Origin of the sequence: Corynebacterium sp. HMSC071F07 (assembly GCF_001810285.1) — a bacterium.
Classification (GTDB): domain Bacteria; phylum Actinomycetota; class Actinomycetes; order Mycobacteriales; family Mycobacteriaceae; genus Corynebacterium; species Corynebacterium simulans.
Genome location: NZ_KV800714.1, coordinates 108,677 through 124,086, shown reverse-complemented (window position 1 = coordinate 124,086; position 15,410 = coordinate 108,677). Strand labels below are relative to the sequence as shown.

At 57.4% G+C, this 15,410-nt stretch carries 15 protein-coding genes and 1 pseudogene; 9 read left to right on the top strand and 7 right to left on the bottom strand.

From position 1 onward, the window contains the following. Positions 1 to 288: 288 nt before the first annotated feature. The 5 genes and pseudogenes from HMPREF2724_RS09070 to HMPREF2724_RS09050 all read left to right on the top strand — a co-directional run. Complete coding sequence (locus tag HMPREF2724_RS09070) at positions 289 to 696, top strand: peptidase inhibitor family I36 protein (protein WP_158510261.1); 408 nt, start codon at positions 289 to 291, stop codon at positions 694 to 696. A 70-nt stretch (positions 697 to 766) separates the two neighbouring features. Beyond that, a complete protein-coding gene (locus tag HMPREF2724_RS09065; RefSeq protein WP_070588270.1) occupies positions 767 to 1,462 on the top strand; it encodes an ABC transporter ATP-binding protein in 696 nt (231 codons plus the stop codon). A 46-nt stretch (positions 1,463 to 1,508) separates the two neighbouring features. Beyond that, on the top strand, positions 1,509 to 3,857 hold the full coding sequence (locus HMPREF2724_RS09060) for a hypothetical protein (RefSeq protein WP_141748366.1): 2,349 nt from the start codon (positions 1,509 to 1,511) through the stop codon (positions 3,855 to 3,857). Positions 3,858 to 3,991: 134 nt separating this feature from the next. Further along, a complete protein-coding gene (locus tag HMPREF2724_RS13260) occupies positions 3,992 to 4,279 on the top strand; it encodes a GntR family transcriptional regulator (protein WP_246816220.1) in 288 nt (95 codons plus the stop codon). Positions 4,280 to 4,302: 23 nt separating this feature from the next. Continuing rightward, a pseudogene (locus HMPREF2724_RS09050) lies at positions 4,303 to 4,683 on the top strand (DUF2083 domain-containing protein); the annotation flags it as partial. 68 nt (positions 4,684 to 4,751) lie between these two features. Here the strand turns inward: HMPREF2724_RS09050 and HMPREF2724_RS09045 are convergent. From HMPREF2724_RS09045 to upp, 4 genes are all read right to left on the bottom strand, one after another. Next, positions 4,752 to 6,200, bottom strand: a complete 1,449-nt coding sequence (locus HMPREF2724_RS09045) for an NAD(P)H-quinone dehydrogenase (RefSeq protein ID WP_235591311.1) — start codon at positions 6,198 to 6,200, stop codon at positions 4,752 to 4,754. Between the two features lie 65 nt (positions 6,201 to 6,265). Beyond that, positions 6,266 to 7,447: a M20 family metallopeptidase gene (locus HMPREF2724_RS09040; RefSeq protein WP_070432700.1), complete on the bottom strand. Its 1,182-nt coding sequence runs from the start codon at positions 7,445 to 7,447 to the stop codon at positions 6,266 to 6,268. Between the two features lie 113 nt (positions 7,448 to 7,560). Then, positions 7,561 to 7,884 (bottom strand): helix-turn-helix domain-containing protein, encoded by a 324-nt coding sequence (locus HMPREF2724_RS09035; protein ID WP_062035772.1) that lies wholly within the window; start codon positions 7,882 to 7,884, stop codon positions 7,561 to 7,563. A gap of 51 nt (positions 7,885 to 7,935) precedes the next feature. Continuing rightward, positions 7,936 to 8,571, bottom strand: a complete 636-nt coding sequence (upp, locus tag HMPREF2724_RS09030) for a uracil phosphoribosyltransferase (RefSeq protein ID WP_062035773.1) — start codon at positions 8,569 to 8,571, stop codon at positions 7,936 to 7,938. Between the two features lie 58 nt (positions 8,572 to 8,629). On the opposite strand from upp, the gene HMPREF2724_RS09025 reads away from it, so the two are divergent. From HMPREF2724_RS09025 to HMPREF2724_RS09015, 3 genes are all read left to right on the top strand, one after another. After that, positions 8,630 to 8,908 (top strand): chemotaxis protein, encoded by a 279-nt coding sequence (locus HMPREF2724_RS09025; RefSeq protein ID WP_210386697.1) that lies wholly within the window; start codon positions 8,630 to 8,632, stop codon positions 8,906 to 8,908. Next, positions 8,905 to 9,831 carry a C40 family peptidase gene (locus tag HMPREF2724_RS09020; RefSeq protein ID WP_070588262.1) on the top strand — a complete coding sequence of 309 codons (927 nt, stop codon included), beginning with the start codon at positions 8,905 to 8,907 and terminating at the stop codon, positions 9,829 to 9,831. Before HMPREF2724_RS09025 ends, HMPREF2724_RS09020 begins: the two co-directional genes overlap by 4 nt. A gap of 68 nt (positions 9,832 to 9,899) precedes the next feature. Continuing rightward, positions 9,900 to 11,138: a hypothetical protein gene (locus HMPREF2724_RS09015; protein WP_061920720.1), complete on the top strand. Its 1,239-nt coding sequence runs from the start codon at positions 9,900 to 9,902 to the stop codon at positions 11,136 to 11,138. A 99-nt stretch (positions 11,139 to 11,237) separates the two neighbouring features. Here the strand turns inward: HMPREF2724_RS09015 and HMPREF2724_RS09010 are convergent, their stop codons facing one another. Continuing rightward, a complete protein-coding gene (locus tag HMPREF2724_RS09010) occupies positions 11,238 to 12,122 on the bottom strand; it encodes an amidohydrolase family protein (protein WP_235591001.1) in 885 nt (294 codons plus the stop codon). 40 nt (positions 12,123 to 12,162) lie between these two features. Here HMPREF2724_RS09010 and HMPREF2724_RS09005 point away from each other — a divergent pair, with 40 nt between their 5' ends. Beyond that, positions 12,163 to 13,449, top strand: coding sequence for a D-alanyl-D-alanine carboxypeptidase family protein (locus tag HMPREF2724_RS09005; RefSeq protein WP_061920841.1), 1,287 nt, complete (start codon positions 12,163 to 12,165; stop codon positions 13,447 to 13,449). Here the strand turns inward: HMPREF2724_RS09005 and HMPREF2724_RS09000 are convergent. Further along, positions 13,418 to 14,254: an RDD family protein gene (locus HMPREF2724_RS09000; RefSeq protein WP_061920717.1), complete on the bottom strand. Its 837-nt coding sequence runs from the start codon at positions 14,252 to 14,254 to the stop codon at positions 13,418 to 13,420. The two genes, HMPREF2724_RS09005 and HMPREF2724_RS09000, sit on opposite strands and share 32 nt — an antisense overlap. Before the next feature lie 52 nt (positions 14,255 to 14,306). Continuing rightward, on the bottom strand, positions 14,307 to 15,389 hold the full coding sequence (locus HMPREF2724_RS08995) for a YhjD/YihY/BrkB family envelope integrity protein (RefSeq protein ID WP_061920839.1): 1,083 nt from the start codon (positions 15,387 to 15,389) through the stop codon (positions 14,307 to 14,309). Between the last annotated feature and the right edge of the window lie 21 nt (positions 15,390 to 15,410).

Sequence of the window (15,410 nt, the reverse complement as noted above, 5' to 3'; positions counted from 1 at the left end):
ACAGCGTCTCCACTCGGGTGATCCGCATCTCAGTTTAGAGAGCTGCCCCTAAAATGTCTGCCCTTTTCTACGCCGAATTCGCCACACATACCAGCAGTGGAGTGACGCCCTAGGGGATTTCTGCAGCTCGACCAGTAACAACAGACTTACGACCCCTGTAAACCTTGCAAATTTTTTCCTCAACAAGATTCAGCGGGCCCCACCTTAGGTTTACGAAGAATTCACCTTCTCTACATGAAAGTTTCCTTTTAATTAATTCCTATTTATATTCAGAGAGTTATTTTCTTAGTGCGCACTCAGCGCACATTCCACCAGTCTCTAACAAGGAGAGAAAATGAGAATAAAAAACTCGCTACAGCTAGCGCTATTATCGCGGCACTAAGTGGTATCGCTGTACCGACAGCCAACGCCTCGGCAAGTGAATGCGGCGGAGGCCTTGTATGCATTTTCAATGAAGCGAACTTCGGAGGGTTCCTGGGATCCCGTGGCCCAGGAATCGGAATTATGAATGTTTCGCGCAACGCTAATGACAAGACGTCATCGTGGATCAATAACACCGGAGGCCATGCCGCTTGGTATCAGCACGCCAATGGCGGCGGCAAGTGCCACACCATGACCCCATTTTCCAATAACAATTATGTGGGCTGGTGGGACAACGACACCCTCACCTCCTGGCGCACCAATCGGGGCTGCTAAGTAATCAATCGTTAGCTGGGAAGAAGGACGAAATTCACCTTTCTTCCCAGCTTCAATACTTCAGAATTAAATGACCCATATTCGCATTCACCAAGTTCATAAAACGCTCGGCTCCGGCCCTAAAGCTACTCACGCACTCAAAGGAGTTTCTTTAGAAGCAGAAGCTGGAGAATTCATTGCCATCTCCGGAAAAAGCGGTTCAGGAAAAACAACCTTTTTGGACGCCCTGTCCGGACTAATATCCGTCAACTCGGGCTCCATCACGGTTGACGGAATCAGGGTAGACACCGCGTCCGAAAAGGACTTGCTTCGACTACGCAGGGAGGTTGTTGGCGTTGTCCACCAATCCGATCTCATCATTCCCGAGCTAACCGCGGCAGAAAATGTACAACTCGTCCTCTCAGCGGCAGGATACGAGGCTACAGAAGCTCGAACGGCGGCCGAATCCCTCCTAAAACAGGGAGGACTCGAGGGGTTAGAAACTCGATACCCCGACGAATTGTCCCGCGGGCAATGCCAGCGAGTGGGTATTGCCCGTGCATTGAGCGGGAAACGGTCCGTCCTATTGGCAGACGAGCCTTCTGCTGCCCTGGATGAGCAAAACTCGCGAAGCGTATTCGCATTGTTCCAAAAACTCGCTAGCGAAGGAACGACCATCATTACCGCTTCCCATGATCCGATCGTACTGGAGTATTGCACGCGATCTTTCACCCTGATCGACGGCCTACTGCACAACGACCAAGAAGCGGAGAAGTCACTTGGTTAGTCAACTTCTGTTTAAAATCACCAAGCAGCAACCCAAAGTGCGCCTTATGTACGCACTAGCCGCGCTCAGTATTCTTCTCCTTGCTGCAACGGCCACAAGCTCAATGCTTATGACAATGTCCGTCGAGCAACACGTCGCATCCAATCTAGGCGATAACCAGCAGAGAGCAGACGCACCCTGTTCACTTGCTCTAGGCGACAAAATCGACGATTGCCTATCCTCACCGGAAGATCCCGAACGGTTCTCTCGTGAACTTATATCGCAGGATTTCTACACGGACGCTGACCCCGGTCGCAGGATGACATACGCAGAAGGTGATTGGGAAAGCCACGGTTCCAGCTACGGCTTAACCTTGAAATCAGGGCGGTGGCCAACTTCACCCGGGGAAATAGTTGCAACCACGCCTAGCGGCATTTCCGAGGAAACAGAGGTCAGTGCCTTTAGCAGCAACCTCAAGGTAAACGTGGTCGGCACCGTCACAAATGAGTTTATGCCGAAGGCAAGCGCTGTTTATGCGGCCCCAGGTACCTGGGATCTCACTACTTCACCTGTATCTCCATCAAGCGTTGGAGCACGCCCAATGCTTTTGGATAACCAGTCCTCGAACCTGAGCGAACTGGAAAAGACAATGAACCGCATTGCACACAGTGATAATGCCGAGCTCAGTGCCAAAGAGGCAGTGAAACTGTCATACCTCTCTAAGCAATCGCTGGAAGAACAACCTCCCAAAAGCCTCCTTGATGAATACTCGTTTTTCTTCGGTGCGTTTGCGTTTGTCTTGCCGCTGTTCTTCTCCGCTTTCTTAACGACTACTCAACGCCGCGCACTCAAAACTCCAGCTACTTCACTACATCAACTCGGAATTGCCAGAAAGAAGTTGTGGAGTATCTTTCACCTCCGTCTTCTTTTCCTAGTTCTATCCATTTCAACCTGCGCTATTGTCACCGGCGCACTCATTCCCCACCTCTTTAGGAACCAACTAGCAAAGCTGGGATCCGTACCCGGGCGAGATTTCGCACTCCCCTGGAAGTGGTGTTGCTTGCTGCTCGTCTCCGCAGTACTTCCGCCAATTTTTAGCGCGCTGACAACCGTGCTTCCAGTACGATTTCATAAAACTCACGCTGCTGAACATAAGCTTTCCTCGAAATGGAAAAGAGCGTCGGCTGGGATCATCCCCACTTTGTGCGGCATAGCACTAGCAACCGTGCTATTCGCAGGGGTAGTCGGTCCGGAAATTTTCACAACCCTAGCCCCGATCCCCACGTTGGCGCTCGCTTTTGCGGTGGCGCTCCTTTTGACTATTTCGATTAAAAGCAATGCCCCCACGTCACCGAGTCGTCTTGCTCGGCGGTTTTTGAGTTCACACCGTTTTCTTCCGCTTATTGGGCTGGGCTTATTATCCAGCACGGTTGGGATAGCCATTTTTAGCAGCAGTCTGGCCGCTAGCATGACCGCTTCGGAAGCTGAATCCTATGCACCAATTGTCCCACCTGACCAGGCAATCTTAACTCTGCCAGCTGAGACGGACTCCGTAAATGGAACTGCACAGAATTCTTTAGTCGCCCAAGGTGACCTGCCCGAGCCTATTTCCGTGCAGCGACTTTCCGCAGGACTACCGATGGATCCCAATATCTCAGGAGCTTTTGGCGTTCTATCCGTTCACGATATCGATAGTTGGGAAAAGCTTACCGACGAAAGACTAACTTCTGACGAAAGGAAAACTCTTGAACGCGGCGGCGTTCTCGTACGCGACGAAAAGCTTGTCGACGCCTCCCACACACAGATCACTGATTCAAGCGGAAAGTCGCACATCCTCGATGCCCAAGAGAGTTCTTTTGGACATTACTGGGGCAGACAAGTTGGAGGTGTCGTTTTAGAAGCTACGGCTCAGCAGCTTGGGCTTCCTACTAATTCACCCCTCTGGGTATTCGACGGATTATCCGCCCAAAAGGCAGAACGTGTGCCAAAAGTCGCAAACGAACTTGGCATACCGCCCGAAGACATCCAGCTTTCCAAAGGTTACGAAACCGAGACCCCCTTATCGTTCTACATCAGCCTTACGGCAGCTCTACTTTCCGCTATTGCCATAGCCTTGGTGGTTTCACGCGGACTGAGTAGCAGTATGAAAGCGTTACATACCGCCTTTTTCCATCTAGGGCTTAGCCGTGATTGGAGCATCAAATCTCTTTCGTGGGCCATAAGCTTTATCTGTTTTAGCTCCCTAGTAATCGGAACCTTTAGCGGTCTCGCTCCTTTAGCAGGATTTAGCTTTCTACTTGGCGACGGCTTTCTATTCGCCATCGATTGGACAGCAATGGGATTAACCATAATCGCAGTTCTACTTGGCACTGTCATCGGAACATTCGCTCAACGAAACCGTCTTAACCAGCGCTAATTGCCGATTCACTCAGCCCGCAGTCACATCTACCGTTGACCGTGGGCACCTTCCGTTATGTGGTTACCCACATAGGTAGTAAACCCATAAACCAGAAAGGGAATCTCTATGCCACTTTCACAGAGGTCTGCGTAATGAGTGACACCCGGCCTATTTATCAGCAGCTGACAGGAGGAATCAGAGACATTATTATCAGCGGCGAGCTGCCAGAAGGCGAACACGCCCCCAGCACCAACGAGCTTTCCGCGTTCCATTCCGTCAACCCGACCACCTCCGCCAAGGCACTTACCGTCCTCTTCGCGGAAGGCCTGCTAGAAAAGCGGGGTCAAGTCCGCGGAAGTGGTGTATCTGTGCTTTCTGAATCGAGGACAGTGTCAGGGGTGGTGCTAGGGTCCGGTCCGGGGTTGATGTCGGTTCATTAGGCTGCCTCTTTGATGGTTTGGTCTTCGCCCGCTCGGGTGGTTCTTGCCCGCTGTGGGTAGTCCACCGCGCCTTTGAAACGCCCAACCGCATCACCCGCCAGGTAGCCGCCATGCCGGATGGCCATTCCTACCTGTGGATAGGTCGCTTTGTGCAAGGAACCGCAAAATCTTGGGGAACCCCTCGCAAGGAATTCGCCGTGGGCTTAGGCTGCGATATCTCTGAGGCCGACCGCATTGTCTACGCCGATGCTCTTAATCTAGACTTATCCGCCGCCACCCCTATCGGCCCTGGTTGTACCGCTTGCCCGCGCGAACATTGTCCCCAGCGTGCCCTTCCACAAGCAGATCGTCCCATCCAGGTTTCACTCAATCGCACCGCCGAGCATTCCTACTCCACCTTTTAACAACGCATGCAAAAGCGCCCACCCTAGGCTGGTTGCTAAAGGCGGGCGCAAAAGAAAGGAAAGATCGCTTACTCCAGGTCATCGTGAGCCACGAGACGGCGTGCCGCCTCAGTGATGGTGCCGGACAGCGACGGGTAGACCGCGAAGGAATCAGCCAGCTGGTTAACGGTCAGCTGGTTGGTCACTGCCACAGCAATTGGCAGGATGAGCTCGGAAGCGGTCGGTGCAACGACGACGCCGCCGATAACGCGGCCGGAGGTAGCACGGCAGAACAGCTTCACGAAACCGTGGTTCAGCGAGCGCATCTTCGCGCGCGGGTTGGTGTTCAGCGGCATCGTAATGGTGCGCGCGGAAACCTCGCCGGCCTCGATTTCTGCCTGGGTGAAGCCCACGGCTGCGATCTCCGGGCGCGTGAAGACGGCCGTGGCGACAGTCTTCAAACGCAACGGCGAAACGCCTTCACCAAGTGCGTGGTACATCGCGATGCGGCCTTGCATAGCGGCCACGGAAGCCAGCGGGAACAGGTCGGAGCAGTCACCGGCTGCGTAGATGCCCGCGACGTTGGTGCGAGAAACGCGGTCGACCTTGATGTGGCCCGACTTCTGAGTAGCCACACCAACGTGCTCAAGGCCAAGTTCCTGGGTATTCGGGATGGAGCCGATGGACATGATGACGTGCGAGCCATGAATCTCGCGGCCGTCCTGCGTCTTGACCACAACATTGCCGTCTTCAGTACGGGTAACGGTCTCAACGCGGCAGTTCTTCTCCAGCTCAACACCGCGCTCAGCCAGAACGGTCTCGAGGACGTCGGCTGCGTCGGCGTCATCATGCGGCAGAATACGGTCACGGGAAGCCACCATGGTTACCTTGACGCCCATCTCTGCAAAAGCAGAAACGAACTCCGCACCGGTCACGCCAGAACCGACCACGATGAGGTGCTCCGGATCTTCCTTCAAGTCATAGACCTGCTGCCAGGTCAGGATGCGCTCGCCGTCTGGCTGCGCGCCCGGCAGGATGCGCGGGGTGGCACCGGTAGCCACGAGCACGAGGTCTGCCTCGAGGGTTTCAGTTTCGCCTTCGCGCTTGACGACGTCGACCTTGTGCGCCGCGCCCTGCACCCCATGCTGGTCCTCGCTGAAGCTCGCGCGGCCGTCAATAACGTTGACGCCGATCTTCTCCAGGCCTGCACGAACGTCTGCCGACTGCTTGCCGGCCAGCGCCTGCACGCGTTCGTTCAGGGCCTGCAGCTTCAGCTGCATTGAGCCGAGCTGCTCGTTGAGCCCCATGGCTTCAGCGCGACGAAAGTCGGTGCGCAGGTTTGCACCAGCAATGAAGGACTTGGAAGGAACGCAGTCCAGCAAGACGGAAGAACCGCCGGGGCCCTGCTCTTCAACCAGGGTAATCTGTGCGCCGTACTTGGCTCCGGCAATGGCCGCCTCGTAGCCTGCTGGGCCGCCACCGATGATAACGATGCGCGGGGCATCCTCGATTGCAGCGTCTAGCGTTTCCTTCGTCACTGTCTAATGCTCCTTTATAGAGTGTTTAAGGACCTAATCCTTAAGACAGTGTAATGGTTGCTCCCCTATTCCTGCACCTTGGTAAATTGCTCCACCACGGAGCCGAAAAGTTTCACGCCTACACCGATGCAGCGCTCGTCGACATTGAGATCCCCCATGTGTAGATCGTGCTGCTCGCCCTCGCCAGACCAGCAGCCCAGACGCGCCATGGAGCCCGGCACGTGTTCTAAGTACCAAGAGAAGTCCTCGCCGCCGGAGGATTGCGGGGCCTGAACGACGGCCTGCGGGTCGATGGCCTGTGCGGCAGATGCTAGCAGTGCGGTAGAGACGTCGTCGTTAAGCACGGGCGGAACGCCGCGGTGATACGTGAGCTCGTGTTCCACCCCAACCGGCGCCAATACCTGCTCCACGAGCTCCGAAAATAGCGCTTGCATGCCGCGCCAGATACCGATGTCCGCGGTGCGCATCGTTCCCGTTAGCCTGCCAGACTCCGGCATTGCGTTCGGCGCATAGCCGGAATTGACCTGTCCGAAGACCAAGACCGTTCCCGTCCGCGGATCCACCCGGCGCGACAGCAGGGCCGGCAGCTCCGTGATGGCCTTGCCCAAAGCGTAGACGACGTCTGCAGAAAGGTGCGGGCGGGAGGTATGACCTCCTGGGCCTTTGATCTCAAGCTCGACGACGTCGGTTGCAGAGGTAATCGCCCCGGCACGCACGCCAATTCGGCCCACGCGCAGCTTCGGCTCCACGTGTACCGCGAAGATGGAGTTAACCCCTTCAAGAGCGCCCCACTCGATCACATCCGTGGCGCCGCCGACCCATACTTCCTCCGCTGGCTGGAAGATAACGCGTACACCCAACGGCAAGGAATGCGCGCGCTCGAAATCCGCCAGAGCGCACGCAAGCCCCAAAGCGATGGTGGTGTGCACGTCGTGGCCGCAGGCGTGCATGGCGCCGGGGTTTTCGGAGGTGTATTCCAACCCCGTGACCTCGGTAACCGGAAGTGCATCGATGTCGGCGCGAAAGGCCAAACGGCCCTGCTCGGTATCAGGGCCGATATCAACCATCAGGCCAGTCTGCGGGAAACGCTGCGGATTTAACCCATACTCTTCGAGCCTACGGGCGATGAAGTTGGTGGTCTCAACTTCATTGTTGGACGTTTCCGGGTGCCGATGAATATGGCGGCGCCATGCAATTACTTCCGCGCGATGATTGTCGAACCACTCATTCACGAATGTGGAAATCACTCGGCACCTCCCAAAATTTTTCTACTGACCTCAAAGTCTACAACTAGACAAAGCGGTTCAGGTAGTCACGCAGCTCAGCGTCGGAATATACCAAGTGGTGCAGTTTTTCTTCTTTAAAATTCTGCGGCCGCTGCGAAGCGACGCCGGTCGATATACTCGGGCGCAAACGGGGTGACTTCGTCAAGCATGTGCTCCGCATCGGGCAGCAACGCAGAGGGTGGCACCTCTAGCGCGAATGCCAACTTAAACATCGTTGAAAGCTGCGGATCCGCACGCAGCGGCAGTGCCTTATCCGTACGCTCCAAGTTTGAGATTTGGCTGCGCGAGACCCCCGAGATTTCCGCCAAAGCCTGTTGGGACATGCGACGCCGTGCACGAATCCCCCGTAGCCGCGCCGCAAAGTCATGCCCTACTAACGCCCACGTTTTGTTGGCCACGAATCTTTCCTTTCCCCCATAAGTAGTTCGTGGCCGCTAGCCTAGCGCAGATTAGAAATCGATGTTGCGCGGGCCGTAGAGGCGGTCACCGGCGTCGCCCAAACCAGGAACGATGTAGGCTTCTTCATTCAGGTGCGGGTCAATCGCGGCGGTAACCAGACGCACAGGCAGGCCAGAATTGGCCAGCGCATCGACGCCTTCCTGCGCGGAAACCATGCAGATTGCGGTGATGTCGGTGGCTCCGCGGTCTGCCAGCAGCTTTAGGGAATACAACAAGGAACCGCCGGTGGCCAGCATTGGATCCACCACGAAGACGGTGCGGCCGGAAAGATCCTCTGGCAGTGCCTCTAGGTAAGGGACCGGCTCGTGGGTCTCTTCGTTGCGGGCCATGCCGATGAAGCCCACCTGCGCATCTGGGATCATGGCGAGAGCTGGGTCAATCATGCCCAGTCCCGCGCGGATAATCGGAACGATGATTGGCGGGTCGAGCAGGCGGCTGCCTTCGGCTGTTGCCACGGGGGTCTCGCAATCGAAGTGCTCGACGTCGAGTTCGCGGGCGGCCTCGTAAACAAGCATGGTTCCGAGGTCTTTGAGGGCGGCGCGGAATGCGGAGTTATCACTGCGGGCATCGCGCATGATGGTCAGGCGGGAAGCAGCAAGCGGGTGATCTACTACGTGGATGTCCATGGTTTCCCACTTTAGAACTTTTGGGAACCGTTTGGGTTTTGGGGCAGTCCAAATGACCATGACGACTTTCACGATTGATACCGAGCTCACCCGACATCTAGCCCGCGAACTTTTTGCCGCCACGCAAGAGACCACTCCTCCACTTCCGCATATACCTGACGGTTCACTTTCTGCATTTGGTGCTCATCTTTGTGACGCCGTTGCCAACCTCAACTCCCGCACAGAATCTCTGCGCGCGGATATGGAAGAGGTAGCCGCGGCGTCGGTAGCCATGGCAGAGGAGGCGGACGCCGCTGATTCTGCGGCCGCCGCTCATCTGGGAGGTGTTCTTTCATGATTGAGGCAGCGGTAAAGCAGATTTCGCAAATGGCTCCTCCTGCGCTACCGGCGGTAGACCTGCCAAAGGTCCCGGATTTAGAGACTGTCCCGGCGCTGGCAGAGATTGCACACGGTGACCCTTCCAAGCTTCTCGACGCCGCGAATGTCCTTAAAAAAGACCGCACCACCATCGAAAACGCGGTATCCCAGGCGCAACAACTGATTAAAGCTGCAGGCCGCGACCTCATTGGTATTGGAATCTCGCTGTTGACCAAGGCCGCCCCTGTGGCTTTGGGCATGCTCGTTCCGAACCCGGCAATCAATGCGGCAGCTCGGGCGCACATACAAGGTTTGATCGCGTCCCATCTGGCACAGGCTTTTGCGCGCTTAAAACAGCTTTTGAGCGAACTGTTGGCGGCGGCTCAGCCGCTATTGCCCATTGCCCGGCGCGCGGTGGAAAAGACTGTCATTGGCCGCAGCTCTGAGCCTGCCGAGCCGCAGATAGCGCTGGGAAATGGTGAGAAACCAAGCGAGGTTAAACCGGTCGCTGGGCTTTCTTCTACCGTTGCGGCGGGTTCTTCCAGCGCAGGTGAGGGCAGCTCACAGGGCAAGGCCGCAGTCGCTGCGGCGATGAGCAAGCTCGGTACGCCTTATGTTTGGGGCGGTACGGGTAACGGCGGCTTCGATTGCTCCGGTCTTACCCAATGGGCGTGGCGCCAGGCAGGCGTGGAGATTCCACGCACGGCGGAAGCACAGACCGTGGGCAAGCAGGTTAGCGCAAATGAGCTCCAGCCGGGAGACCTCGTGGTTTGGGACGGGCACGTCGCGATGTACAAAGGCAGCGGTGAGATGATTGAAGCCGGCAGCCCGGTGGAGACGAGTCCGTTACGCACCAGCAATATGGGTATGGCCTTCAAGGGCTTTTGGCGGCCCACCGGCTAAAAGTATCTCGCTGGACTCGGGATATGCGAATACGGCGAATCTAAAATGTTTGGGTAGACTGTTTGCCCATGAGCACACGCGCAATTGTTCCAGTCCAGCTCTCCTTGACCGCGGGCGATTTCTACACCCTGTGGGCGCCAAAGTGGCGCCAGAATGGCTCCGAGTGGCAGGCATTTTTGGGGGATGCGGAATCAGTCCTCGTGTTCAACTCCGAAGCAGAGATGCTGTGCTACCTGGAGTCCGGAAAGCACCATGATCTCCTCGACCATCCACAGTGGTCCGAGTTCGCTGCGCGTGCCGAAGACCGCGTCAGCCCAGCAAAGAAGGAAGTCTTCGATCTCATCGGAATGCCGGCGCACCTAGCCGGCCGCCCCAGCCACGAAAACGTTAGCGCGGTTGCTCGCTGCCTAGAGGTAGCCGAGTCTCTCGCTAACGTAGCCGGCGCCGAGCACACCGTAATTTTCTTCGCCTCCCACTCCATCCTGCGCAACGTCCCGCGCGGTGCAGACCACTACGCGGGCGAGCAAGGCATGAGCGAATGGTCTGGTGTAGGCCGCGTAATCCTTGCTAACTGGAAGGAAGTAATCGAGGACCTCGATTCCAACGTCAAGGTAGTAGATTCTTCCGAGTTAGACTCGGCGCAAGTCGCTTCAGCCGAAGAGCGCATCGCAACCGCAACCGCGGCGGCCGAGAAGGAACGAAAGGAAAAGGCAGAGGCACGCAAAGCTGCGGCGGCGGCAGCGGACCCGTATGACAACTCCCCATGGGCTGCGGCGGGCATCGATCCGGTCAAAATCACCGCAGACATGAAGTCGGTTTATACGCTGCGCACCTACCTAGACGGCAAACCCGTGTTCTTGGGCAAGTGGGGCGAAATCTTCACCTTCAACTCCCCGAAGACTCTCGTTCGCTGGATTATGGAAAACGACGAGCATGATCTTGCCCGCGTTTCCACCTGGGAGGAACTCGTCTCCGCGGCCAACGCTGGCGAGCTGGAGCTTAGCGTTCACCCGGATAATCAGTACACCTTCAACGGGCTTACCCGCGATATCGAGAAGGGCCCCGAGGCAGTCGACCAAGACCAGATGGGCCGCTGCTACGAGGTTTGCGCAGATGCCGCAGACTGGGCTGGCGACGACTCTATTAACTCCTACATGCTCGAAAACCCACGTTTCCAGGATTACTTGGGCTACATGCTGGGCTCCACCGAGCACGCAGGCTACGTCCCCTCGAAGCCTTATAACCACCACGCAGAGGCATGGAAGGGCCTAGAGGAAATGCTCATCAAGCGTTTCTCCCGCTTCTAGCCTCAACGTGAAAAGACCCTGCATCGCAAGATGCAGGGTCTTTTACGATGCAGGGTCTTTTGCTTGTGCTGGCATTACTTCGCCGGCTGCTCCGGGGAACTATTCCGCGGCGACGGACTCTTCGGTGTCTGGTCCTGCAAGCTCAGGGTCAGAAAGCTCCTCGTATGCGGGAAGGATGACAGTCTCCAGCAAGTGCTGACGCTCCTCCTCAGTGCTAAACGAGTTCTCCAGCGCCTTCACGCTCAAATCGAAAAACTCCTCCAACCCGTAGCCAAAGTGCTCGGTTAAAGCCAGGAACACCTCATTGAGATTGCCCGAACCGGCGGTTACGGCACAGGTAAAGCCCAGCTGCTGTAGCAGCGGCAGCGGATGGTCGCTGAATTCCTCAAAAGACAGCGGCTCAAAGGTAGCTGCCAGATGGCGATCCCGAATCCAACTCGAGACCGTTCCTGGCTGGATGCCCTCGAGATCGGCGGAGAAATCATCCGGCAGCTGGGTCGCATGCGCCAAACGAGTGGCACCGGCCTGCACAGCAGCAGCAACCGCCCCGAATTCGAGGCCGCGGACATCAACAACGAAAGGCACGAAATTCGCGCGCAGATCCGCAACAACCTGCGGATCACTCTCGCCTTCCAGCACAAAACCGACGACCTGCGAGCCCAAACGGGCGCTAGCGGACTGCGGGGCGTTGGTCAGCAACAAACGCGCATCAATTCCGGCAACGTCGAGGCCGGCTGTCGCTGCTTCGAGAGCGGCTTCCGCACCAAAAGCAAATGCCTGTGGGTCGAAACGAATCTCTGCATACACCACGTTCGCCGCGGCCAATTCCTGAACATATTCGCGCATCGCCGCGGTTAAGGCGGCGTTATCTGCGGGCAAAGATTCCGGCGCGAAAACCGCATCCAATTCGACCTTGGGAAGACGAGCGATAAGCTCCGGCGCGGAATCTTTATTTTCTGGGCTAATTAATGGTGCGTCATGCATAAGACACATCCTAGGCACTGTGCCTAAGATGTTCCATGCCATGAAAAACGTTATCGCTACCTTCCTCGCTTCCGCCTGCCTCGTCGCTAGTGCTCCGCTTGCCTCGGCCCAAGACTTTGCACCCGCAGAGTCCGAACCTGACTCCAACGCTGAGCCAAACGTTGAAGGCGCCGAGACCAACGCAGACGCCGCAGAAATGAGCACGGACGCCGAATCCTCGGCCATCCGGACCGAAGCGCCGAACACCGATAACTGCCCCCACTCGCTTAGCCCCGGAGAGCCTGTCTCCACCTCGGAGCGTCTCGCGCCGGGCCAGCCCACCCCAACTCCCCTGCCGCCTGTCAAATCCACGCAGCGCTGTGGTGTCACCGCCGCCCCAAGATTCGATCTCAATAAGGACGTCGTCGCCTCCGCTTGGATGGTCAGCGACTTAGACACCGGCGAGATCATCGCCATGAAAGACCCGCACGGCCGCTACCGGCCGGCTTCTATCATCAAGGCCCTTCTAGCACTTGTGGTCATCGAGGAAGTCCCCCTCGACAAAAAAGTCAAAGCCACCATGGAAGATGCATCCGTCGAAGGCTCCGCCGTAGGTATCGGCCCCGACGGCGAATACACCGTTGAACAACTCCTCGAGGGCCTGTTGATGGCCTCCGGCAATGACGCCGCCCACGCCCTCGCCGGCCAAGTTGGCGGCGATGAGAAGGCCCTACGCAAAGTCAACGCGCTCGCGAAGAAGCTCGGCACCCGCTCCACCCACGCGGCAAGCTACTCGGGCCTCGATTCAGCCGGCATGTCCACCTCCGCGGAAGACATCTCCATCATCTACCGCGCGGCATTCCAAAATAAGACTTTCGCCCGCATCGTCGATACCGAACACGTCAAATTTCCCGGCTGGGGCGAGCTGCCCGGCTACGAGTTATGGAACGACAACGGCCTTTATTTAAACGATCCCAACGGAATCGGCGGTAAGACCGGCTACACCGAAGACGCCCACCACACTTTCGTTGGCGCACTCGACCGCAATGGCCGCCGCCTGCAGGCCGTCATCTTAGATACCACCGTCGAGCACGGCTTCCGCGCGTGGCAGCAGGCGCAGATGCTTCTCGACGCCGCGTATAAAGTCCCGGCTGGCTCGGGCGTCGGCAAGCTTGGCGACGCCCCGCAGAAAGAAACTCCTCGCCCCGCACCGCAGACCACGCAGCAGGCCCCCGAAACTAAAAAATCAGCCCTCGAGAAAATCGAGGGCTGGGCCGGCTGGGCCATCGCTGCAGCAGTGGCCTTGCTGGTTATCGTTATCGCTGCTTTTTCACTACTTCGGCATTAGCGAGGTTATCGTGCGCACCGAGTAAACCATTTTCCTGATTGATAGTGGTGGCGTAGAAAATCGCGGCGAAGAAGCTGACTGCCCCACCCAAACCTGGAACGAGGGTGACAACGCGCCACCACTGCCGTTTCAAAGACTGGACAACGCTGAGCTTGTCACCCGAAGTCCGGTCACGGACTTCGTAGCCCAACAGCTTCTTTACCGGCGTTGCGCCCCATGAAACTTCGAAGCCTACGCAGTACAAAATCGTGCACAGCCCGAAGATAAGAGACATTGACAGCTCCGAGGCCCCCGCACTTATTGCCGCAATCGGAGCAGAAACCATGCCGCATAGGACGAGGTCCGCAATAGCCATCAGCGCACGGGTGCTGCCCAACGGGCGCTCGGCGTTAACTTGCGCTGGCTGATACGGGCTAAACGGTGCCGGAGCGGCCGCCTTATTCTGCGGCGCGAAAGGATCGAAGGGCGAAGCCTGGGCCTGCGCAGTTGGAGCGAAACCATAAGGCTGCTGTGGGCGCTGCATTTGCGCCGGCCACTCTCCGTAAGCCGCAAGCTCACTCAGCTGCGCCCAGGTGGGCTGGAAACTATCCTCCAGGCCCTGATCGTAGGTGGCGCGGTTTTCCGGGTTAGACAAGATTGTGTGGGCAATCTGTGCTTCTTGCCGGCGGTCGTCGCCAAGCTCGAAGCCCATCTGCTCCAGACGCGCATCCTTGGCAGCAAGCAAGATTCCCAGCTCTCGGGAAGTGCTGCGATGGTCGAGAGAAAAGTGCTCGTACAGGTTCGGCGCGAAGGATTCTGGAGTCATAATAAGTAGTCTAAATCAGAGCCTAAATTATGGTGTCGGGGACGGGGGAATGTTACTTTCGACGTAGCAGTGCCGCGATGCCGGCAACCACAGCACCCATCGCCGCACCTGCGCCGAGGGTCACGCTAGTCGACGGTCCGCTCTTGACCTCGTTGCGCACGCGGATCACGGCAGGCTCCGGCACTGGTGGCTCCGCCAACTCCATGGATTCTTCTGTAGTGGCGGTCCACGCGGAGACATAAAGTACGACGCGCCAAACCAGGTACATCATGACCATAAGCACGATGACCGGACCAAATACCGCACCCGCGGGGTTGCCGGAGGCAGAAGACATGATCACGGTGGAAAGCTGCTTGATGGCCTCGAATGCCACCGCACCGATTGCCGCGCCCTTCAGGCCGGACTTGGTAGGGACCTCTGTGCGTGGAAGGAAGACGATCATCCACCAGAACACGAGGAAGTTCGCCAGCAGGCCGAGGGCAATACCGGCCAGGATGATCACGGCGTCCATGCCCGGGAAGGAGGCGATACCGACCTTTTCAAAGATTTTCTGAGTAAGACCGGACGAGCCCGCGGCGGTAACGCCGAAGGCGACGATGAGCGCCACCAGCAGGCCGATTAGGCCCAGAAGGTCGCTCAACTTTTGGGTAAAGAAGTTGCCCTGGGTTTCGTTCGGATCCTTATCCCACATCGCAGAAATGCCGATACGCAGGTTATTCATCCAGCCCAAGCCGGACCAGAGAGTGGTAAGGCCACCGATGCCGTACATCGCGCCGCGCTGGGCGATGGCGGTTTCTAGGACCTCGTTGATGGTGCCGCCAAGGTCGCCGGATACGGAGTCGGAAATGTAATCCTGGACCTGCTGCATGAGGTCAGGGCGGCTCGCCAAGACCGTTGCGGCAACTGCCACCGTAAGCATGAATAGCGGGAAGACTGCCAGCACCGAGAAATAGGTGATGCCGGCGGCGAACTGGTTGCCGCCGTTTTCGCCGTAGCGGCCCAGCATGCGCATGATGTGGTCGATGAAAGGCGACTTATCCCGCACCTTGTCTACCGGACTTGGGTCATCAGCGTAGGCGCGTTCGATGCCGTAGTCGTCCGTCTTGGAAGAGTCTGTTTGGGTGGTGGTAGCCACGGGCAACATGTCCTTTTCACG